This window comes from Microbacterium meiriae (assembly GCF_025143875.1).
Taxonomy (GTDB): Bacteria; Actinomycetota; Actinomycetes; order Actinomycetales; family Microbacteriaceae; genus Microbacterium; species Microbacterium meiriae.
Genome location: NZ_JAMBDU010000006.1, coordinates 25538 through 44446 on the forward strand (window position 1 = coordinate 25538; position 18909 = coordinate 44446).

General features: G+C 70.2%; 21 protein-coding genes. 5 read left to right on the forward strand and 16 right to left on the reverse strand.

What is annotated here, in order from left to right; all coding sequences use genetic code 11:
• Positions 1–1356 (forward strand): APC family permease, encoded by a 1356-nt coding sequence (locus M4D53_RS05500; protein ID WP_187662678.1) that lies wholly within the window; start codon positions 1–3, stop codon positions 1354–1356.
• A complete protein-coding gene (locus M4D53_RS05505; protein ID WP_259952527.1) occupies positions 1343–1552 on the forward strand; it encodes a multidrug transporter in 210 nt (69 codons plus the stop codon). Before M4D53_RS05500 ends, M4D53_RS05505 begins: the two co-directional genes overlap by 14 nt.
• 17 nt (positions 1553–1569) lie before the next feature.
• Here the strand turns inward: M4D53_RS05505 and corA are convergent, their stop codons facing one another.
• Complete coding sequence (gene corA, locus M4D53_RS05510; protein WP_187662680.1) at positions 1570–2586, reverse strand: magnesium/cobalt transporter CorA; 1017 nt, start codon at positions 2584–2586, stop codon at positions 1570–1572.
• 28 nt (positions 2587–2614) lie between these two features.
• On the reverse strand, positions 2615–3895 hold the full coding sequence (locus M4D53_RS05515; RefSeq protein ID WP_187662681.1) for a serine hydrolase domain-containing protein: 1281 nt from the start codon (positions 3893–3895) through the stop codon (positions 2615–2617).
• An 85-nt stretch (positions 3896–3980) separates the two neighbouring features.
• Here M4D53_RS05515 and M4D53_RS05520 point away from each other — a divergent pair, with 85 nt between their 5' ends.
• Both M4D53_RS05520 and M4D53_RS05525 read left to right on the forward strand, forming a co-directional pair.
• The gene (locus M4D53_RS05520; RefSeq protein ID WP_259952531.1) at positions 3981–4295 is read left to right on the forward strand and encodes a DUF2470 domain-containing protein; all 315 of its coding nucleotides are present in this window, start codon (positions 3981–3983) and stop codon (positions 4293–4295) included.
• A 57-nt stretch (positions 4296–4352) separates the two neighbouring features.
• Entirely contained in the window at positions 4353–5000 is a 648-nt protein-coding gene (locus M4D53_RS05525; RefSeq protein ID WP_060922936.1) for a biliverdin-producing heme oxygenase, read from the forward strand.
• Between the two features lie 13 nt (positions 5001–5013).
• On the opposite strand, the gene M4D53_RS05530 is transcribed toward M4D53_RS05525, so the two are convergent.
• On the reverse strand, positions 5014–6411 hold the full coding sequence (locus tag M4D53_RS05530; RefSeq protein ID WP_259952533.1) for an ATP-dependent DNA helicase: 1398 nt from the start codon (positions 6409–6411) through the stop codon (positions 5014–5016).
• Positions 6412–6528: 117 nt separating this feature from the next.
• On the opposite strand from M4D53_RS05530, the gene M4D53_RS05535 reads away from it, so the two are divergent.
• Positions 6529–7599, forward strand: coding sequence for a hypothetical protein (locus M4D53_RS05535; RefSeq protein ID WP_187662683.1), 1071 nt, complete (start codon positions 6529–6531; stop codon positions 7597–7599).
• A gap of 13 nt (positions 7600–7612) precedes the next feature.
• Here the strand turns inward: M4D53_RS05535 and M4D53_RS05540 are convergent, their stop codons facing one another.
• The 13 genes from M4D53_RS05540 to M4D53_RS05600 form a co-directional block, all read right to left on the reverse strand.
• Positions 7613–9625: a bifunctional copper resistance protein CopD/cytochrome c oxidase assembly protein gene (locus M4D53_RS05540; RefSeq protein WP_232089123.1), complete on the reverse strand. Its 2013-nt coding sequence runs from the start codon at positions 9623–9625 to the stop codon at positions 7613–7615.
• An 82-nt stretch (positions 9626–9707) separates the two neighbouring features.
• Positions 9708–9995 carry an HU family DNA-binding protein gene (locus tag M4D53_RS05545; protein WP_017203554.1) on the reverse strand — a complete coding sequence of 96 codons (288 nt, stop codon included), beginning with the start codon at positions 9993–9995 and terminating at the stop codon, positions 9708–9710.
• 326 nt (positions 9996–10321) lie between these two features.
• Positions 10322–10627 carry a 30S ribosomal protein S14 gene (rpsN, locus tag M4D53_RS05550; protein ID WP_017829734.1) on the reverse strand — a complete coding sequence of 102 codons (306 nt, stop codon included), beginning with the start codon at positions 10625–10627 and terminating at the stop codon, positions 10322–10324.
• A gap of 3 nt (positions 10628–10630) precedes the next feature.
• A complete protein-coding gene (gene rpmG, locus M4D53_RS05555; RefSeq protein ID WP_017203558.1) occupies positions 10631–10801 on the reverse strand; it encodes a 50S ribosomal protein L33 in 171 nt (56 codons plus the stop codon).
• Positions 10801–11037, reverse strand: coding sequence for a 50S ribosomal protein L28 (gene rpmB / locus M4D53_RS05560; RefSeq protein WP_017203559.1), 237 nt, complete (start codon positions 11035–11037; stop codon positions 10801–10803). The genes rpmG and rpmB overlap by 1 nt, the downstream gene beginning before the upstream one ends.
• 191 nt (positions 11038–11228) lie before the next feature.
• Positions 11229–11951 (reverse strand): DNA-3-methyladenine glycosylase, encoded by a 723-nt coding sequence (locus M4D53_RS05565; RefSeq protein ID WP_259952550.1) that lies wholly within the window; start codon positions 11949–11951, stop codon positions 11229–11231.
• A gap of 1 nt (position 11952) precedes the next feature.
• Positions 11953–13800, reverse strand: coding sequence for an Ig-like domain-containing domain (locus M4D53_RS05570; RefSeq protein WP_259952552.1), 1848 nt, complete (start codon positions 13798–13800; stop codon positions 11953–11955).
• Positions 13790–14602, reverse strand: a complete 813-nt coding sequence (locus tag M4D53_RS05575) for a TIGR03943 family putative permease subunit (RefSeq protein WP_187662685.1) — start codon at positions 14600–14602, stop codon at positions 13790–13792. The genes M4D53_RS05570 and M4D53_RS05575 overlap by 11 nt, the downstream gene beginning before the upstream one ends.
• A complete protein-coding gene (locus tag M4D53_RS05580) occupies positions 14595–15635 on the reverse strand; it encodes a permease (protein WP_187662686.1) in 1041 nt (346 codons plus the stop codon). The genes M4D53_RS05575 and M4D53_RS05580 overlap by 8 nt, the downstream gene beginning before the upstream one ends.
• A complete protein-coding gene (locus M4D53_RS05585) occupies positions 15632–16048 on the reverse strand; it encodes a Fur family transcriptional regulator (RefSeq protein ID WP_187662687.1) in 417 nt (138 codons plus the stop codon). The genes M4D53_RS05580 and M4D53_RS05585 overlap by 4 nt, the downstream gene beginning before the upstream one ends.
• A gap of 120 nt (positions 16049–16168) precedes the next feature.
• Positions 16169–17041, reverse strand: coding sequence for a metal ABC transporter permease (locus M4D53_RS05590; protein WP_370428264.1), 873 nt, complete (start codon positions 17039–17041; stop codon positions 16169–16171).
• Positions 17038–17889, reverse strand: coding sequence for a metal ABC transporter ATP-binding protein (locus tag M4D53_RS05595; RefSeq protein ID WP_085605185.1), 852 nt, complete (start codon positions 17887–17889; stop codon positions 17038–17040). The genes M4D53_RS05590 and M4D53_RS05595 overlap by 4 nt, the downstream gene beginning before the upstream one ends.
• A complete protein-coding gene (locus M4D53_RS05600; RefSeq protein WP_259952555.1) occupies positions 17886–18893 on the reverse strand; it encodes a metal ABC transporter substrate-binding protein in 1008 nt (335 codons plus the stop codon). Before M4D53_RS05600 ends, M4D53_RS05595 begins: the two co-directional genes overlap by 4 nt.
• Positions 18894–18909: the final 16 nt, after the last annotated feature.

Below are 18909 nucleotides of genomic sequence, written 5' to 3' on the forward strand. Positions count from 1 at the left end.
ATGACCGCCCAGACCGAGCCGCGCGCCGAGACACCCACCCGGCTGCGCCGCGCCATCACCGGCCCCCTCCTGTTCGCGTTCATCCTCGGTGACGTCCTGGGCGCGGGGATCTATGCGCTCATGGGCGTGCTGTCGGAGGACGTGGGCGGTCTGCTCTGGGCACCGCTCGTCCTCGCCCTCCTTCTCGCCATGCTCACCGCCGGCTCGTATGCGGAACTCGTCACCAAGTATCCGCGCGCCGGCGGCGCCGCGGTCTTCGCCGAGCGCGCGTTCCACAGCCCGCTGGTCTCCTTCCTCGTCGGCTTCAGCATGCTCGCGGCGGGTGTGACCAGCGCGGCCGGTCTCGCCATCGCCTTCGCCGGCGACTACCTCAGCACCTTCATCGACCTGCCGACCATCCCGGTCGCGATCGTCTTCCTCGCGATCGTCGGCCTGCTCAACGCCCGCGGCATCCGCGAGTCGATGGGCGCGAACCTCGTGATGACGGCGATCGAGCTCAGCGGCCTCGTCATCGTGATCGTCGTCGTGGCGGTGTTCGTCGGCGGCGGGGGCGGCGACCTGTCCCGGGCGACGCAGGTGCCGGAGGGGGCGAACGTCGCGCTGGCGGTGCTCTCCGGCGCGGTGATCGCGTACTACTCCTTCGTCGGCTTCGAGACCTCCGCCAACATGATCGAAGAGGTCAAGGACCCGCGGCGGACCTATCCCCGCGCGCTGTTCGGAGCACTCCTCACCGCGGGCGTCGTGTATGTACTCGTCGGCATCGCCAGCGCCGTCGCCCTGCCGGCGTCCGAACTGCAGGAGTCCAGCGGTCCGCTGCTCGCGGTCGTCGAGGCCACCGGGGTCAGCGTCCCGTCCTGGCTGTTCAGCCTCATCGCCCTCATCGCAGTCGCCAACGGTGCGCTGCTCACGATGATCATGGTCAGCCGCCTCACCTACGGCATGGCGGAGCAGAACCTCCTGCCGTCGGTGCTCGGGCGCGTCCTGCCGAAGCGGAAGACCCCGTGGGTCGCGATCCTGACCACGACGCTCGTGGCGATGGGCCTCACGCTGGTCGGAGACCTCGCGACCCTCGCCGAGACCGTCGTGCTGCTGCTGCTCGTCGTCTTCCTGAGCGTGAACATCTCGGTGCTGGTCCTGCGCCGCGACAAGGTCGAGCACGACCACTTCCGCGTGTGGACGTTCGTCCCGGTGCTGGGCATCGCGTCCTGCATCCTGCTGCTCACCCAGCAGCGTCCGCAGGTGTGGCTGTTCGGCGCCATCCTCCTCGCCGTCGGCGGGGTGCTCTACGCTGTCGCCCGATGGACCCGCAATCGATCGAAGACCGCCGACACGAAGGAGAGCCATGAGCACGCCTGACAACGCCGCTGACGAGACGTTCGAGGAGAACCGTCACGACCAGCTGACCTCCGCTCCCGATGCCACGGAGGCCGACGCCGCGCCGCGCGTGGACGTCTCGGAGCACGACGGCAACACGCGCATCGACATCCGCGACGACGCGGAGGTGCGCCCGGGCCCCGGTCCTGGCATGCCGGAGGCCGACGGCGAGGACTGATCCGGCGCCGTCGGGCGCTACAGCCAGCCCTTGCGCTTGAACGCCGCGTAGAGCCCGACGCCCATCGCCACCATGAGCAGCACCGCCATAGGGTACCCGAGTGCCCAGTGCAGCTCCGGCATGTGGTCGAAGTTCATGCCGTAGACGGTGCCGACGAGCGTCGGAGCGAAGAGGATCGCCGCCCAGCCGGAGATCTTCTTCACCTCATCGTTCTGGCGGATGCTGAGTTCCGTCATCCGTCGCATCTCGTCGTTCTGGCGTCGCGCGACGATGGTCGACTCGACCGTGAGGGCGTTGTCGAGGACGGAGCGGAAGGTCGTCGCCTTGTCGCTCACGCGCAGGGTGTGGTCGAGGACGTCCCGCAGGTACCGCTGGAGCTCCTCGCTCACGCGGTACTTCTCGGATCCGCGGAGCAGCGCCTCGAGCATGCCGGTCAGCGGCTGCGTCGCCCGCTGGAAGTCGATCACCTCGCGACCGAGGTCGTAGATCCGCTGGGTCGCGTCCGCGTCCTCCTCGAAGAGCTGACCCTCGATCTCGTCGATGTCGTTCTCGAGTCCGGCGAGGACCGGGGAGTACTCGTCGACGACCTCGTCGAGGATCGCGTAGAGCACCGCCTCAGGGCCGTGGGCGAGCAGAGCGGGATCGGCCTCGAGCCGGCGACGCACGCGGCCGAGGTCCGGCGACTCCGCATGACGGATCGTCACGACGAAGTCGGGTCCTACCAGCACGTGCACCTCGCCGAACTCGACCTCCTCGCGCTCGTCGAGATAGCGGGCGGGGCGGAGGACCATGAACAGCACGTCGCCGTACCGCTCCAGCTTGGCGCGCTGGTGACCGGAGAGCGCGTCCTCCACGACCAGCTCGTGGATGCCGAACTCGTCAGCCACGGCGCGGATCTCCTCGGGGCTCGGCCGATACAGACCGATCCACCCCATGCCCCGTCGTTCGCGGATCCGCTCGAACGTGTCGTTCAGGCTCTGCGGGTTCTCGGTGCGCACGCCATCGACGTAGACGGCGTTGTCGACGATCGCCATGCGGACCTCCTGCTCGTCGAAGACGCGCTCAGCCGGCCGGAGGGACGCACGCGAGCGCGGCGTTCGCGATCGCCGTGTGATACTGCTCGGCCGTATAGGGAAGACCGAACTCCGGAGCCGTCTCCCCGGCCGCCGCGGGAGCCTTGGAGGCGATCGCCGCCAGCTCCCAGGAGAGTTGCTGGGCGAAGCGCGCACCGCCCGTGGAGTCGTTCAGCACCACGGCCACCGTGAAGCCGGTCGTCGGGTCGGAGTACGCCGCCGTCGCGTAGCCGGGAGTCCAGCCGTGCTGACCGATCATAGAACCGACGATGTAGGCGCCACCGGTCGCCTGGTACCACGATGGTGCCTTGTCGTACGCGGGGAGCGGCGACGCGAAGCGGTCCGGCTCGTCCTTCGTGCGCAGCACCTGCTTGGCCTCAGCCTGCATGTACCGCCCGAGGTCGGTGATCGTCGACACCACACCCGAATCGGTGAAGCCGGTGCTGGAGGACATCGTCGTGATGTCGACGGGCGCGGCGCAGGTGAAACCGCCCTCGACGGCTCCCATGTAGTGTCCGCTGAGCGACGCCCCCTCCGACGGCGGTGCCGCAGCGGGCGACGGCAGCGAGGTGTCGGCGAGCTCCAGCGGCTCGGTGACGTACTCGGCGATCAGTTCGCGCGCGCTCATCCCCGAGGCGCGCTCCAACGCGAGGCCGAGGAGAAGGTATCCGGCGTCGGAGTCGCGGAACGTGGTCTGCGGAGCGACGCGCGCGCGGCCGAGACCGTAACCCGCGAGCTCGAGGGGCGCCCAGACCCGCTCCGGCGTGTTCAGCCACGCGCTCTTGACCGTCGCCTCGGACGAACCGGCGCCACTGGTTCCGTTGCACAGATCGAGGAGAGTGACATCGGCCATGTCGGCGACGCCCGAGACGTACTCCGGCACCTTCGCGTCGAGCTCCACGGTGCCCTCGTCGGCGAGCGCGTAGAGGACGTCGCAGGTCATCAACCGGGTGATGTCGGCGATGCGGAACGACATGTCGGTGGAGAGCTCGCCGCCGTCCGCCTTGTCCTGCGTGCCCGTGGCGGCGACCCAGGTGCCGCTCCACGGCACCCAGACCCCGACGATCGCCCCGCTGGCCCCGGAGGCCGCGAGCGCGTTGTCGACCGCGCCCTGCAGCGCCGCGACCGTGTCGTCGGGAAGCGTGGCGTCGACCTGCGGGGGTGGCGTATAGCTGAAGGAGCCCTCGGAGGAGCATCCGGTGAGGACGAGACCGAGAACGGCCGCCGTGGCCGCTGCGGCGCGCCACCGGCGCGACGAGAGAAGCTGCATGTGTGGGAACCCCCGAAGACGTGTCCCCTGAGTCTAGAACGCGGATGCTGAAAGTCGGCCCCGCGTGGCGTCGTAGGGTGTCCCTGTGCCCCATGATTTCGATGCCGACGTGATCGCCGCCGTCCTCCGCCACATGAACGGCGACCACACGGACGACAACCTCCTCATCGCCCGCGCCTTCGCCGAACCGTGCGCGGAGGCGATCGACGGGGCGGTGATGACCGGCTTCGACGGGCAGGTCGGGGTCTGGGAGATCTCCCGCGGTGGCTCGACGTCGGAGCTCCGCGTCCCGTGGCCCGGCGGTCCGATCACCGAGCGCCGAGAGGTGCGCCGCGAGGTCGTGGCCCTGTACGACGCGGCCTGCGCGCGCCTGGGCATCGAACCGCGTCCGCACGACTGAGTCGTCCCGCACAGTTCGGGCTTCCGCCCAAGGTTAGGCTGCCCTTACACTGAAGCCATGCCCGAGATCCTGTCCTTCTCCGCCGCCCTCCGCGAGCGCTCCTCCGGCTCGCACTCCCGCAGCGAGACCGCCGGCTTCATGTCCGATCTACTCAAGGGCGAAGGGTCGCGCGAGGACTACATCGCCCTGGTCGCGCAGCACTACTTCATCTACGACGCCCTCGAAGGCGCGGGAGAGCGGATGCGTCAGGACCCGGTGGCCTCCGTGTTCCTCAGCGACAAGCTCACGCGCCTCCCCGCGCTCGAAGCCGATCTCGCCTTCCTCCTCGGCCCCGAGTGGCGCGAGCGGATCGCACCCCTGCCCACCACGCAGCGCTACGTCGACCGCATCCGTCAGGTGGGCGCGACGTGGGCGGGCGGGTTCGTGGCGCACCACTACACCCGGTACCTCGGCGATCTCTCCGGCGGCATCTTCATCGGGCGGGTGATGGCGCGGCGCTTCGGCTTCGAGACCAACGGCATCGGCTTCTACCTGTTCGACGACATCGCCGACCCCTCCGCCTTCAAGGACGTCTATCGCGAGCAGCTCGACGCCGCTCCGTGGGACGAGGCGGAGCGCGAGCGCGTCATCGACGAGGTGCTGCTGGCGTACCGCTTCAACACCGAGCTCTTCGAAGACCTCGACCGCGCCCGCGCCGCCGCCTGACCCGGCAGCGACCTCAGGTCCTCGGCAGCTCCGGCGTCGAGGCCGCCAGCCACGCATCGCGCATGAACCGGCGCACGTCCTCATCCACGCGGATGTCGCTCGGCCGCAACGGACGGGAGAGGTACAGCCCGTCGAGCGACGTGAGCCGGCTCAGCGCGACGTAGGTCTGCCCCGGCGCGAAGGCCCCGGAGCCCAGGTCGATCACGGCGCGATCGTAGGTCTTGCCCTGGGACTTGTGGATCGTCACGGCCCACGCGAGCCGCAGCGGGAACTGCGTGAACTCGGCGACGACGTCCCGGGAGAGCTTCTTCGTGTTGGGGTCGTAGGCGTACCGGAACCGCTCCCAGACGGCCGGCTCGACGTCGACCTCCTCGCCGTCGATCTCCACCCGCACGGTCCCGCCGAGGATGCGGGTCACCGTCCCGATGGTGCCGTTGACCCAGCGCGGCGGCTCTCCGGTCATCGCGGTGTCGTTGCGCAGGAACATCACCTGCGCCCCCACCTTGAGCTTGAGCTCGGATTCGGCGGGGAGAGAGGCCTCGCCGCGGCCGAAGTCGCCGTTGACCTCCGCCCGCGCGGTCTGCTCCTTGCCGGGCAGCGCGGCGAGATGCCGGCTGTTGATGCTGTTCACGATGTCGTTGCGGGTGGCGAGGGTGATCATCGGCACCTCGCCGGGCTCGGGCTCCGGCGGGGTGCGCGCGCCCTGAGCGTTGAGGATCCCGGCGATCTCCGCCGTCACCCGTCCATAGCGGACGGCGTTGAGCATGGACTTGAAGCCGTCGTCCGACTGGCGGTGGATCTGCACGAGCTCCCGCACGTGCAGCTCCGCCCGGGTGTCCACCTCGAACAACGCCCCCTGGGCTCCTTGGGCCCCTGAGCCTGTCGACGGGCCCGCCCACACCTTCGCGTCGAAGAACCAGAACGACCGGTAGTGATCCTTCACGTACCGAGCCTCATCGCCCCGGGGCGGGACCGGAGCGAGCTGATAGGGGTCGCCGAACATGACGACCTGCACACCGCCGAAGGGCTCTCCCCGCCGCCCTCTCGCCTGCCGCAGCGACCGATCGATGGCGTCCATGAGGTCGGCGTTGACCATGGAGATCTCATCGATGACGAGGGTCTCGATCGCGTTGAGGATGCGTCGGGTCGCATCGTTCTGATCGATGTCGCCGTCCCCGATGAGGCCGATCGGGAGGCGGAACAGGGAGTGGATCGTCTGCCCCTCCACGTTCAACGCTGCGACGCCCGTGGGAGCGCAGATCGCGATCTGCTTCTTCGTGTTCCAGGCGAAGTGCTGCAGCAGCGTGGACTTCCCGGTGCCGGCGCGTCCCGTGATGAACACGTGCTCGCTGGTGTCCTCGATGAGCCGGAACAGCTCCTGCTGCTCCTCGGACAGGGCGGGAAGGGACACGGTTCTCACAGGGCTGACGGGGCGGACACGGGGCGCTCCCCCATGCTACGTGCCCCGTCCGGGACGGGGCCGCCGACGCTCGGCGTCCCCCCAGGACGCCCTCCTAGACTGACCGGCATGGAGCGGGCCGGGACGCGCGCGCCCCGGCGGTCGCGCCTGGGCGCCGATCTGGCGATCCTGGGCCTCATCGGCGTCCTCCTGCTGGCCGCGATCGGCGCGGGCGGCGCGACGCTCTACCGGCAGTTCTACGGCCCGTCGGCGTTCGTGGTCCGCTATCTCGACCTGCTCTCCGAGGGGCGAGCCGCCGATGCCCTCCGCGTTCCCGGTGTCGCTATCGACCGGGAGACCCTCGATGACGCCGGGATCGACCCCGCCGCGTCCGAGGCGATGCTGCGCCGCTCCGCCCTCGGTCCGCTCAGCGACGTCGAGGTCGAATCCGAGGAGCCCTCCGGCGACGGCACCGCGGTGACCGTCAGCTACCGCGCCGGCGGCCACTCCGGCACCACCACGTTCCACGTCGCGCAGGACGGCTGGGCCGGCGTCACACCGAACTGGCGGTTCACGACCAGCCCCCTCGCCGTCGTCGAGCTCACGGTGCGCGGAGCCGACCGGTTCTCCGTGAACGGGTTCGAGGTCGACCGCCGCCAGGTCTCCGCCGCCGGGCCCGCGGCGCTGCCCCTGGAGCCTCTCCCGCTGCTCGTCTTCACCCCCGGGCTCTACTCCGTGACGGTTGACACCGCGATCGCGGAGTCCACCGGGCACGGCGTGCTCGCCGACGAGCCGCTCGCTGTGACCCCTCTCGATGTGCAGACCGAGCCGACGGAGGAGTTCGTCGACGTGGTCCAGGAGCGCGTCGAGGAGTTCCTCACCGCGTGCACCACGCAGGAGGTGCTGCAGCCCACCGCGTGCCCGTTCGGCCTGCGCGTCGAGAACAGGATCGCCGCGCCGCCGAAGTGGTCCATCGCCCAGCAGCCCGAGATCATGGTCGCGCCGTCCGACGACGGTCACTGGCAGATCCCGGCCACCGACGCCGTGGCGCACGTCGAGGTCGAGATCCAGTCGCTCTTCGACGGCTCCGTGGAGCCGGTCTCCGAAGACGTGCCCTTCCGGGTCAACGGCTCCATCGCCATCCTCCCGGACGGCTCGGCATCGATCCGCGTCGGCTCCCCGGACGATCCCGTGAAGTGAGACCGGTGCCCGGTCAGCGGCCCTGGCGCTCCGCCGCGCGCTGATCCCGGGCCGCGAGGTCGGCGAGCCGCGCGTTGTACTCCTCCAGCTCGGCATCGCCGGTGCGATCGGCATGCCGATCGCGGCGACGCTGGAGCTTGGTGTCGCTCCGGCTCCACTGGATGGCGACGGTGATCGCGAGGATGAGCGTCGGGATCTCCCCGATCGACCACGCGATGCCCCCGCCCACGTACTGGTCGGTCATCGGGTCGGCGCCCCAGTCGCGGCCCATCGCACCGAACCAGTCGGCGACCATGAGCCCCTCCTGCATCATGATCGCCATGCCGAAGAACGCGTGCATGGCCATCACGGCGATGAGGGTGATGAGCCGGCCGGGGTACGGCAGGCGATACGGCACCGGGTCGGCGCCGATCAGACTCATCACGAAGAGGTACCCAGAGATCAGGAAGTGGGCGACCATCCACTCGTGCCCGAGGTGCTCGAACATCGACCAGCGCACCAGGTCGGTGAAGTAGAACGCCCAGAGGGACAGGATGAAGATCGCCGCCGCCACGATCGGGTGCGTCACGACCCTCGCGAACGGCGAGTGGACGGCCCACATGATCCATTCGCGACCACCGCGGGTGCCGTCGTCGCGCTTGTGGATGGCGCGCAGCGCGAGGGTGATCGGCGCGCCGGAGACGAGGAGCAGCGGGATCGCCATCGAGAGCATCATGTGCCCCAGCATGTGCACGCTGAAGAGGTACTCCTGGTACGCGTTGATGGGTCCGCCGGTCACCCACACCAGCAGGAGCAGACCGAGCACCCAGAACACGGTGCGGTGGATCGGCCAGCGATCGCCGCGCACCCGGAGTCGGCGCACCCCTGCGAGGTAGAAGAAGAGTCCGAAGCCCGCCGCGACGAGCCACAGCACGTCGATGTCCCAGGCCGTGAACCAGCGCTCCAGAGTGAGCTCCGGCGGCAGCAGCGAGCCGGTGAGGATCTGCGCGGGGGTCTGCGCGAACGCGGCGACCTCTCCGGTCGGCGGGGGCGTGCGAGCGAGCGCGGCCGCCGCGCCGGAGGCGAGGCCCATGAGCGCCACCTCGCCGAGGACCAGAGCCCAGAACCACCGGGAGGCGCGGGCGCCGCTCAGCTTCGGGATCAGCCGCGTGCGGTACCAGGCGCCGAGCAGTCCCATGCCGACGAGCAGGACGGCCTTGACGACGACGATGAGTCCGTAGGGGGTCGTCCACACGGCCTCCCAGCTCCCGACGGCCACGATCGACCGCGTGAAGCCGGAGAAGGCGACGACCGCGAAGGCCGCGATCGCCAGGGACGAGTAGCGGCCGACGAGCCGGGGGAGGTCGAGCCCCTGCTGCCCGCGCAACAGCACGAGAAGGAGCAGCCCGCCGAGCCACGCCGCCGCGCCGATGGTGTGCAGGAGGATCGAGTTGACGGCCATGTTGTGTCCGTCGAGGTCCCCCGCGTGCCCCTGGGTCGCCAGCGGCAGGAAAGACACCGCGGCCAGCAGGGCGGTGAGCAGCGTGGGTGTCCAGGTGCGCCAGGCGAACGCGAGCACCGTGATGACGGCGCCCAGGATCGTTGTGATCAGCCACGACTGCCCCAGCGGGAGCTCGAGCAGGAAGCGGCCGAGCTGCGAACCGAACTCGCGCTCGATGCTGAGCTGCGGGTTGAAGGCGGCCATGAAGGAGAAGAACCCGGCGAGCCCGGCGGAGACGGTGAAGACGGCGGCGCCGATGGACGCGATGTTCAGGGCCGTGTCGAAGGTGCGCTCCCCCGCCTGCAGTCCGAAGAGCGCCAGCACGAGGGAGCCGAGCATGACGGCGCCGGCGATGTTCATCACGAGCTTCGCCAAGGGCGTGCCCCACAGCACCACCGGCCCTGGATCCTGCAGCAGCGGCGGGTTCGCCCCTCCCCCGACCAGAAGCGCCCAGACCAGAGCGGCTCCGGCTGCGACGAGGAGGATCACGATGCCGGCGAGACGGTACGCCGACGTCGGGCGCGGCGTCTCGGTGCGGGAACTCACCCCTCCAGCCTAGGCGCGCGCAGCAGGGAGAACGCACGAAGGCCGCCCCCGAAGCGGGGGCGACCTTCGAACGGGTGCGGTCTTACTTGACGGCAGCCTTGAGCTTGGAGCCGGCGGTCACCTTGACGCGCTTGCCGGCCGGGATCTTGATCTCGGCGCCGGTCTGCGGGTTGCGGCCCGTGCGGGCGGCCGTGTCGACCTGCTCGAACGAGATCCAGCCCGGGATGGAGACCTTGCTGCCCTTGGCGACGGCGTCGGAGACCGTGGCGAACAGCGAGTCGAGGACACCGGAGACGGTGGCCTGGCTCTGGCCGGTGGCGGAAGCGATGCTCGCGACGAGCTCGGTCTTGGTGATGGACTTGTCAGCCATGTCATCCTCCAGCGACGAAGGACCGTCGCATCGTGTGTGTGGGTACGAGGAGCGGGTGCTCCCCGTTGGTCGTGTGACCGCCTCGAATGTACCAACGGCGACCCGGATTTCCGCGTCATTTCGCGGGTTTCGACCTATTTCCCGGCGTGTCGCGTCACATTGGCCACTCGTGCCACAGGTTTTCGGCCGCACGCTCGCGCGTTCAGGCCGCCGCGCGGCATCAGGCACTCCCTGGCATACGCGCCTGATCCGGCGTGATCGCCTGCGTTCCCGGGCATGCAAAAGGGGCGAGGATCCGAAGATCCCCGCCCCTTCTCGCTGGGTGCTTACCAGCTCGACTTGGTCACGCCGGGCAGCTCGCCACGGTGCGCCATGTCACGGAAGCGGACACGCGAGATGCCGAACTTCGTGAGGACACCACGGGGGCGGCCGTCGATGACGTCGCGCGAACGCACGCGAGCCGGCGACGCGTTGCGCGGCAGCTTCTGCAGGCCGACGCGGGCGGCCTCGCGGGCCTCGTCGGTGGCGTTCGGGTCGACCAGGGTCTTCTTCAGCTCGGCACGACGCTCGGCGTAGCGCTCGACGATGACCTTGCGCTGCTCGTTGCGCGCGATCTTGCTCTTCTTAGCCATGGATCAACGCTCCTCTCGGAATTCGACGTGCTGACGGATGACCGGGTCGTACTTCTTGAGCACGAGGCGGTCGGGGGTGTTGCGGCGGTTCTTCTTGGTCACGTACGTGTAACCCGTACCCGCCGTCGAACGCAGCTTGATGATCGGACGGACGTCCTGAGCCTTCTTGGCCATTAGAGCTTCACACCCTTCGCCTGGAGGTCCTTGACGACGTTCTCGATGCCGCGCACGTCGATCACCTTGATGCCCTTGGCGGACACGTTGAGCGTGATCTTACGACCGAGCGAGGGCACGAAATAGGTCTTCTTCTGCACGTTCGGGTCGAAGCGACGCTTCGTCCGGCGGTGCGAGTGCGAGACGTTGTGACCGAAGCCGGGAACAGCTCCGGTCACCTGGCACACTGCTGCCATGATGATGACTCCTTCATTACCGTGAGACCGGACGGCCTCACCCAAGATCCCTTGTCTGCACGCCGCCCCGCATGCCGATCTCTCGGCGGAAGAAGGGGGAGCACACGAACTGCGCACAGGAGCGTGCGCAGACGAAGAGTCAGTCTAGCACGGCTCCGAGCAGCTGCTCGAATCGCCTGAATGGCCCCATCTCAGCCCGAAACGCCGCCATTCGCGCGACTCGAAGCGTCGGCGGCGCCCCGGCCCCACCGGAACGCGGACACCGTGGGGTCGCTGGGGATCCAGAAGCGCCAAGGGAACGCGTCCGTGCCGGCGATGCCCGCCACCCCCACCCGCGGGCCCTGGGCCACGTCGACCACGGGAGGGCCGAGCCACAACTCCGCCCTGGCGCCGTTCCGCTCCTCGCCGGTGATGGCGTCGATGCCGTCGTGCAGGGAGTGCCGCAGTCCCGCGGCCTGTCCGAGCCGTCCGGGCCCACGCGCGAGGTCCCGCCGAGCGGTGCGGCCGAGCGGGAGGACCGCACGCCGTCGCCGGGCCGCCTCCTCCACCCCGGTCACGATCTCCCCCGCGCGCAGCAGCACCCCGTCACCCTGCCCCTCGGGACCGCAGGCCACGTTGACGCAGGAGTGGATGCCGTGACTCAGGTACACGTAGAGATGGCCCGGCTCGCCCCACATCGTGGCGTTCCGGGCGGTGCGGCCCATGCGGGCGTGGGACCCCGGGTCCGCCAGCGCTCCGGTGCCCTGCCCGTGATAGGCCTCCACCTCGGTGATCCGCACGCGCACCTCCACCGGGCGACCGTCCTCGACGACCACGGTCCGCAGCTCCGCGCCGAGGAGCGTCGGCGCGACCTCCACGGCGGAGCGCATCACGTCGTCGCGGGTCGCGCGCCGCAGCGCCAGGGGCCCCGTCATGTCAGAACCGCGGCGCCGTCTGGCACCAGGACGCGTCGAAACCGGTCAGTGCGACGATCTCGTCCCCGGTCTTCATGTCGATGAGGTGCGTCTCGAGCTTCTCCGGCAGCGGCAGCAGCATCCCGTCGTAGGCGTTGTCCGCCATGTCCGGCGCGATCACCACCGCGGCGTACTGCCCGCTCGGCGACGCACAGGCCTGGAGGATCGAGTCGGCCGAACTCACCTCGACCAGCGGCGTGGCCGCGCCGGAGTCGTCGACGCGGATGACGGCCTGTCCCACCGGGAGGCCGCCCTCGTCCCTGGCGACGACGTGACGCAGCGTTCCGCCGGGGAACGGCGTGATGGAGGTCGCGGTGCCGTAGTCCGGCTCCGACGCGGCGAGCGGCTCCTCCGATCCGTCCGCCAGGTCGAGCTCCACCACCGATCCGTCCAGTCGCTCGACGATCGCGGTGTAGGTGCCGCGGGAGATGCCCTGGATCGTCGTGGCGAGACCGAGGGACTGCACGCCGGTGTCGGCCGACTGGTCCACGAGGGAGAGCGCTCCGTCGAAGTCGATGAACAGGACGGCGGCACTGTCCGGCACGAACTGCCACACGAAGACGCTCACCTGCTTGTCTCCGACCTCGGTGATGCGGGGCTCGTCGTCGCCGCTCAGCGACTGGGTGACGAGCACGCTCGCGCGCCCCTCGGTGTCGCTGAGCTCGCGATCGGAGTAGCTGTAGCCGACGAGGTTGCCCCGTTCGGACACCTGGATCGCGCCCACGTAGCCTTCTCCGGGGAGGGGGAGCTCGCGCTGGTCGGAGCCGTCCCTGTCCATCACGAGCAGCCGCGACTGGTCGTCATCCTCGACCGCGGCCACGAGCTGCGTGGACGTGGCCCGGAAGTCGTCGATCCGCGGGTGGGAGAACACCGGCTGCGCGTTCTCGCCGCTCAGGTCGGTGCGGAAGATGATGTCGTCGCCGTCGGGGTCGCGGCGCAGGAGGAAGATCGACGACGCCTGGGTCTCGAAGGATGTCGTCAGATCGGCGGCCGGTCCTCCTCCCGCACCCGTCACGTCGGAGACGGTCACCGTGTAGGTCGTGTCGTCGTCGAGGGGCACCGTGAAGCGCACGCCGACGCCCCGACCGGCGGCATCGACCGTGAACGGCACGGACGGCTCGACCGTGACCTGCTCGGGGTCGATGGCGGAGAGCGGCTGATTCGCCGTGAGGATGACGCGGCTCCCTGAGGATTCGATGGCCTGGGCGGCGTCGACCTGCACATCGGTCACCCGGGGGCCCTGGAGCAGGCTGACGATTCCGAGTCCGGTGCCGACGAGCACGAGCACTCCGACCACGGCACCGATCGTGACGAGGAAGCGGCGGCGGGACCACGGCGCGGGCGGAGGCGCATCGTCGTCGGCGGGGAGGTCGGTGGTCGGCGTCCAGCCCGGATCCGATGCATCTCCCGGTTCGCTGCTCGCCGCGGGGGTGGACGCCGGCCCCGCGGGGGTGAACACCGGCTCGGGCGCCTGCGGGATCGCGGGGACGCCGGCGGCCGCATCGGGAGCAGCGCGCTCCGCCGCCTCACGCTCCGCCGCCTCACGCTCCGCCGCCTCGCGCTCTGCCGCCTCACGCTCCGCCGCAGCTTCGCGATCGACGGCGGCCTGCTCGGCGGCGACCTCGGCGGCCATCCGCTCCACGGCCGCACGTTCCGCCGCGACCTGCTCCGCTTCAGCCTGCTCGGTGGCCGCGCGCTCTGCGGCCGTCTGCTCCTCGGCGGCGCGCTCCTCCGCTTCCCTGGCAGCGCGCAGCTCGGCGCGGGTCCGCGGGACGGCGGGCGGCTCCGGCCGCTCGTCGTCAGTACTCATACGGGTCCTTCGGCTCGTCGATCGCCACGACATCGGTCGGCTCGATGTGCAGGGAGCCGTTCTCATCCGCACGGACGGTCCCGGTGATCTCGACCCATTGTCCGGTCTTGTACGCGTCCGCGTCGACGCTCACCGGCAGCGCCGCCGTCTGGGCGTCGATGACGCAGTGGGTGATCACGAGCCGGGTGAGGTTGACGCCGTCGCCGTCGCCCGGCGTGACGAAGCCCTGCAACGTGACGTCGGCCCCGTCGTAGGCCGTGGTGTTCGTCGCGGCGGCGAAGACGCTCGCCCAGTCGCCCACGCCGAACGTCGACGTGTCCGCGACCCCGAGGGCGACCGTGTCGGCGCCGGCGAACAGTGCGGTCTCCTCCCCGGCGCGCGACATCGCGAGCTCGACCGAGAGCGAGGCGGGAGGCAGGACGAGTGCGGAGACGACGACCCCCGTCGCCACCACACCGCCGGCCAGAGCACCGACCCCGGCGAGGGTCCGGCGCGACGGGACGGAGGGGCGCTCGCTCTCCTCAGCGGAGGAGTGCTCCGACTCCGCAGATCGGGCGGAGGAGGGACCGTGGTCGTGCCCGTGATCCTCCTCCGCGCCCAGGGGCAGCGTGCACGACCAGACGGCTCCGGCGAGAGTGACCACGGCGGCAGCCGATGCGAACCACACCGACTCCGGGCTGATGTAGAGGCTGAGGCGGTCGGTCACCGCGAGGCCGAGGGTGACGACGGCGACGACGGAGGCCAGACCGATCCCCAGCCACCGGGTCGCGAGGGCGCGCGTGCGGACGGAGAGCTCAGGCAAGGACGTTCACCCCGATCCCGATCGCGAAGGCCGACGCCAGCACGACAGCGGTGATCCCGACGAGCGTCCGGGTGGTGAAGGTCGTGCGCATCAGCGCCAGCATCTTGATGTCGACGAGCGGCCCGACCAGGAGGAACGCCACGAGGGCCCCCGAGGAGAAGGTCGACGCGAACGACAGCGCGAAGAAGGCGTCGACATTGGAGCAGATCGCCACGACGATCGCGAGCAGCATCATCGCGACGATGGACAGCACGGGGTTGGCGCCGATCGTGAGCAGGACGTCGCGCGGGATGAGGACCTGCACGGCCCCCGCCAGCGCGGAGCCGATCACGAGCGCCGGCATCACGGCCCGCAGCTCGACGAGGAACTGCGTGAGGCTGCGGCGCACGGGAGTTCCCGGCTCGTGGGTCACGCGCTCGCACGTGTCGACGAAGCGCTGGGTGAGCAGCGACTCCGGCGAGGGGTGGCGGCTGTAGATCCAGCCGATGAGGTTCGCGATGAGGTAGCCACCGACGAGGCGGGCGACGAGGATGCCGCCGTCCCATCCGAACGCGGCGTGCGTCGTGAGGATCACGATCGGGTTCACGATCGGCGCCGCGATGAGGAAGGTCAGCGCTTCCGCGGGGGCGAGTCCGCGCATCATGAGTCCGCGGGCGAACGGGACGTTCCCGCACTCGCAGACCGGGATGAGCATGCCGAGCAGGGAGAGCACGGCGCGGCGGGCCCAGGCGCGGCGCGGGAGCCAGCGGTGGATGACGTCCGCCGGGAGCCAGACCTGCACCACGATCGACAGCAGCACGCCGAGCACCACGAACGGCAGCGCCTCGATCAGCACGCTGAGAGCGAGTGTCAGACCGTCCTGCGCGCGGGTGGGCAGCGAGGCGGGGAAGAGGGTGGGGAGGAAGGCGTCGATGAGGAACAGCGCCGCGACGATCACGACGCCGATGCCGACGGCGATCCACGTCGAGCGCGGCGAGGGCGCTCGACGGTGCGTGTGGCCCGGACGGGTGGCCGTTCGTGCCGGGGCGGTCACGCTGTCGCAGTCCTCTCGGCGTCGCGCTTGTTCGCGCAGGGGGTGCACAGTCCGAAGATGTCGACCACGTGCGCGGCCTCGGTGAAGCCGTGCAGGGCGGCCGTGCGGTGCGCCCACTGCTCCACGTCCTTCGCCTCGATCTCGACCGTGAGGCCGCAGGACCGGCAGATGAGGTGGTGGTGGTGGCCCTGGGTGGTGCACGCCCGGTAGAGCGCCTCCCCCTCGGGGCTCTGCAGCGAGTCGGCATCTCCGGCCGCCGCGAGTCCGGCGAGGGCGCGGTATACAGTGGCCAGGCCGATCCCCGTGTTGTCGTCGCGGAGCGTCGCGTGCAGGCTCTGTGCGCTCACGAAACCGCGCGCGTCGGCGAGCGCTTCGCGCACGCGTTCGCGCTGCCAGGTGTTCCGCTGAGCCATGCCATCGATTCTAGGCCGCCGGGATCGGCGAGGGCTGGGAGCGCCCCCACCGCGGATTCGAGTCGCCCGATTGGCGGCATCTGCGACCGAAATGGAGCGAAGTGCGCGACTCGAAGGAGGTCAGACGCGGGTGACCCGGGAACGGACGCGCTGCACGATCCAGCACACGACGTAGATCGTGAAGGACAGGGTCGTGATGTAGGGGCTGACGGGCAGGGTGCCGGCGAGCGCGAGGAGGATGCCGCCGACGGCCGAGACGAACCCGAACAGCGCCGCCAGCACCGGCACCGCGACCGGGCCCGCCGTGATCCGCATGGCTGCGGCAGCGGGCGTCACCAGGAGCGCCATCACCAGCAGCGCGCCGATGATGTGCACGCTCACCGCGACGATGAGCCCCAGAAGCACCATGAACAGCAGGCTCACGGTGCGGGTGGGCACCCCGCGGGCTGCCGCCGACTCCGGATCGAGTGAGTCGAAGCGCAGCGGATTCCACATCACGAGCAGGCCGAGCAGCACCACGAGGCTGATGCCGACGAGCCAGCCGAGGTCGGGACTCGAGACCGACACGATCTGCCCCGTGAGGAGGCTGAACCGGTTGGCGCTGCGGCCGTCGTACAGCGACAGGAACAGGATGCCGAGACCGAGGCCGAACGGCATGAGCACGCCGACGATCGAGTTGCGGTCCCTGGCCTTGGCGCCGAGGACCCCGATGAGGATCGCCGCCACGAGGGCTCCGCCGAGTGAGCCGAGCACGACGCTGCCGCCGAACAGCAGCGCCGCCGCCGCTCCCGCGAAGGAGAGCTCGCTCACCCCGTGCACCGCGAACGCGAGATCGCGCTGCATGACGAACACCCCGATGAGACCGCCGACGAGCCCGAGCACGGCGCCCGCGATGATCGAGTTCGCGAGCAGGGCGACGAGCTCGCCATAGTCCTGGAAGGAGAAGATGTCGTCCCAGCCGACCATGGGGACGAGAGCGGACGCGACGGTCATGCGGCGCCCCCGTGCTCGTGGTCATGGTCGTGGTGCGGCTCCGCATCGGGGACGCCGACCACGACGAGCCGGTCACCGGCGCGGAGCACGAACACCGGGGTGCCGTAGAGATCCGTCAGCACCCGGGTCTGCAGCACCTCCTCCGGGGTCCCGAGGAGGAACCGGCCGCCGGCGATGTAGAGGATGCGGTCGACGCGGTTCAGGATCGGGTTGACGTCGTGCGTGACGAAGAGCACGGCGGCTCCGCGCTCCCGACGCTGCCGATCGATGATGTCGGTGACGGCGACCTGGTTGGCGAGGTCGAGGTTCGACAGCGGCTCGTCGCAGAGGAGCAGCGCGGGTTCGTCGGCCAGCGCCTGCCCGACGCGGAGGCGCTGCTGCTCTCCGCCGGAGAGGAGGCCCACCCGGCGGTCCGCGTACGAGGTCGCCCCGACAGCGGCCAGCAGGGCGTCGACCTTCGCCCGGTCGCCACGGTGCGGGACCGGGAAGCCGAAGCGGCTGCCCTGCACGCCGAGGGCGACGAGATCACGGGCGCGCATGCTCGTGTCGGGAGCGAGCGAGCGCTGCTGAGGGATGTACCCGATGCGGGCGTTCCCGCGGTGCACGGGCTCGCCGGCCACGCGGATGCTGCCGCGCGAGAGGGGCTGGAGTCCCAGGATGCTGCGGAGGAGCGTCGTCTTCCCGGATCCCGATGGGCCGAGCACGGCGATGAACTCCCCGGGCTGCACCGTGAGGTCGAGTCCCGACCAGAGCTCGCGGTCGCCCCGCTGCAGGGCGCCGTCGGCGATCTCGAGGACCGGACCGGTCTCCCTCGCGGGTCGCTGCGCCTGTGAACGGGCTCCGCTCACGACTGGACGGCGGCGGCGAGGCTCTGGATCGCGTCACTCATCCACTCAGAGTACGACGATCCGTCCTCGAGCAGCTCCGTGAACGCGACCACGGGCACCCCGGCGTCCTCCGCGGCCTTCTCCACGCGCTCCGTCTCCGCGCCGCCGGTCTGGGCGTTGGTGAGCACGGCGGTCACATCGCCGGACCCGACGACCTGCAGCGCCTCGAGCAGCACGGCGGGCGCGACATCACTGCCCTCCTCCACCGACTCCGCGAAGCCCTCGGGGGTGACGTCGGTGAGCCCGGCGGCCGTGGCCAGGTATCCGGGCAACGGCTCGGTCATGAACACCGTCGCACCGGCGGCGTCCGCCTTGATCGCCTCGAGGTCGCCCTCGAAGCCCTCCAGCTCCGCGACGAGCTCGTCCGCGTTCGTGCGGAACGTGTCGGCGCCGTCGGGGTCGATCTCGGTGAGCTCGTCGGCGATCGCCTCGACGACGTGGATCATCGTGTGCGGGTCGAACCAGACGTGCTCGTTGAAGCCCTCGATGTGGTCGTGGCCGGCGTGCTCGTCCTCGCCCTCGGCGTGCTCGTGATCGTGCGGCTCGTCCGTCGCCGCCTCGTCGTGATCGTGGTCCTCGCCCTCGTCGTGACCCTCGTTGCCCGGGTAGTCGTGCGAGAACTCCACCGCGGTGACGACGTGCGGGTCCTGCGCATCCTGCAGGAGGCTGTCGATGAACGCGTCGTAGCCGCCGCCGTTCTCCACCACGAGATCGGCCTTCTGCAGCGTGAGACGGTCGCGGGCACTCGCCTCGTAGGAGTGCGGGTCCTGGGTGACCGAGTCGATGATCGCGGTGACGTCGACGCGGTCCCCGCCGATCTGCGCGGCGATGTCGCCGTAGACGTTGGTGCTCGCGACGACCGTCACCGCGCCGTCGTCCTCTGCCGCGCCCGGGGTGGTCGAGCATCCGGCCAGCGTGAGGGCGGCGACGGAGGCGAGTGTGAGGGCGAGGACGGGCTTCTTCATGATTCCCACTCTAAAC

Coding starts and splice junctions, on each gene's coding strand:
- M4D53_RS05500 (WP_187662678.1), top strand. CDS start 1: ATGACCGCCCAGACCGAGCCGCGCGCCGAGACACCCACCCGGCTGCGC.
- M4D53_RS05505 (WP_259952527.1), top strand. CDS start 1,343: ATGAGCACGCCTGACAACGCCGCTGACGAGACGTTCGAGGAGAACCGT.
- corA (WP_187662680.1), bottom strand. CDS start 2,586: ATGGCGATCGTCGACAACGCCGTCTACGTCGATGGCGTGCGCACCGAG.
- M4D53_RS05515 (WP_187662681.1), bottom strand. CDS start 3,895: ATGCAGCTTCTCTCGTCGCGCCGGTGGCGCGCCGCAGCGGCCACGGCG.
- M4D53_RS05525 (WP_060922936.1), top strand. CDS start 4,353: ATGCCCGAGATCCTGTCCTTCTCCGCCGCCCTCCGCGAGCGCTCCTCC.
- M4D53_RS05535 (WP_187662683.1), top strand. CDS start 6,529: ATGGAGCGGGCCGGGACGCGCGCGCCCCGGCGGTCGCGCCTGGGCGCC.
- M4D53_RS05545 (WP_017203554.1), bottom strand. CDS start 9,995: ATGGCTGACAAGTCCATCACCAAGACCGAGCTCGTCGCGAGCATCGCT.
- rpsN (WP_017829734.1), bottom strand. CDS start 10,627: ATGGCTAAGAAGAGCAAGATCGCGCGCAACGAGCAGCGCAAGGTCATC.
- rpmG (WP_017203558.1), bottom strand. CDS start 10,801: ATGGCCAAGAAGGCTCAGGACGTCCGTCCGATCATCAAGCTGCGTTCG.
- rpmB (WP_017203559.1), bottom strand. CDS start 11,037: ATGGCAGCAGTGTGCCAGGTGACCGGAGCTGTTCCCGGCTTCGGTCAC.
- M4D53_RS05565 (WP_259952550.1), bottom strand. CDS start 11,951: ATGACGGGGCCCCTGGCGCTGCGGCGCGCGACCCGCGACGACGTGATG.
- M4D53_RS05570 (WP_259952552.1), bottom strand. CDS start 13,800: ATGAGTACTGACGACGAGCGGCCGGAGCCGCCCGCCGTCCCGCGGACC.
- M4D53_RS05585 (WP_187662687.1), bottom strand. CDS start 16,048: ATGGCTCAGCGGAACACCTGGCAGCGCGAACGCGTGCGCGAAGCGCTC.
- M4D53_RS05590 (WP_370428264.1), bottom strand. CDS start 17,041: ATGACCGTCGCGTCCGCTCTCGTCCCCATGGTCGGCTGGGACGACATC.
- M4D53_RS05600 (WP_259952555.1), bottom strand. CDS start 18,893: ATGAAGAAGCCCGTCCTCGCCCTCACACTCGCCTCCGTCGCCGCCCTC.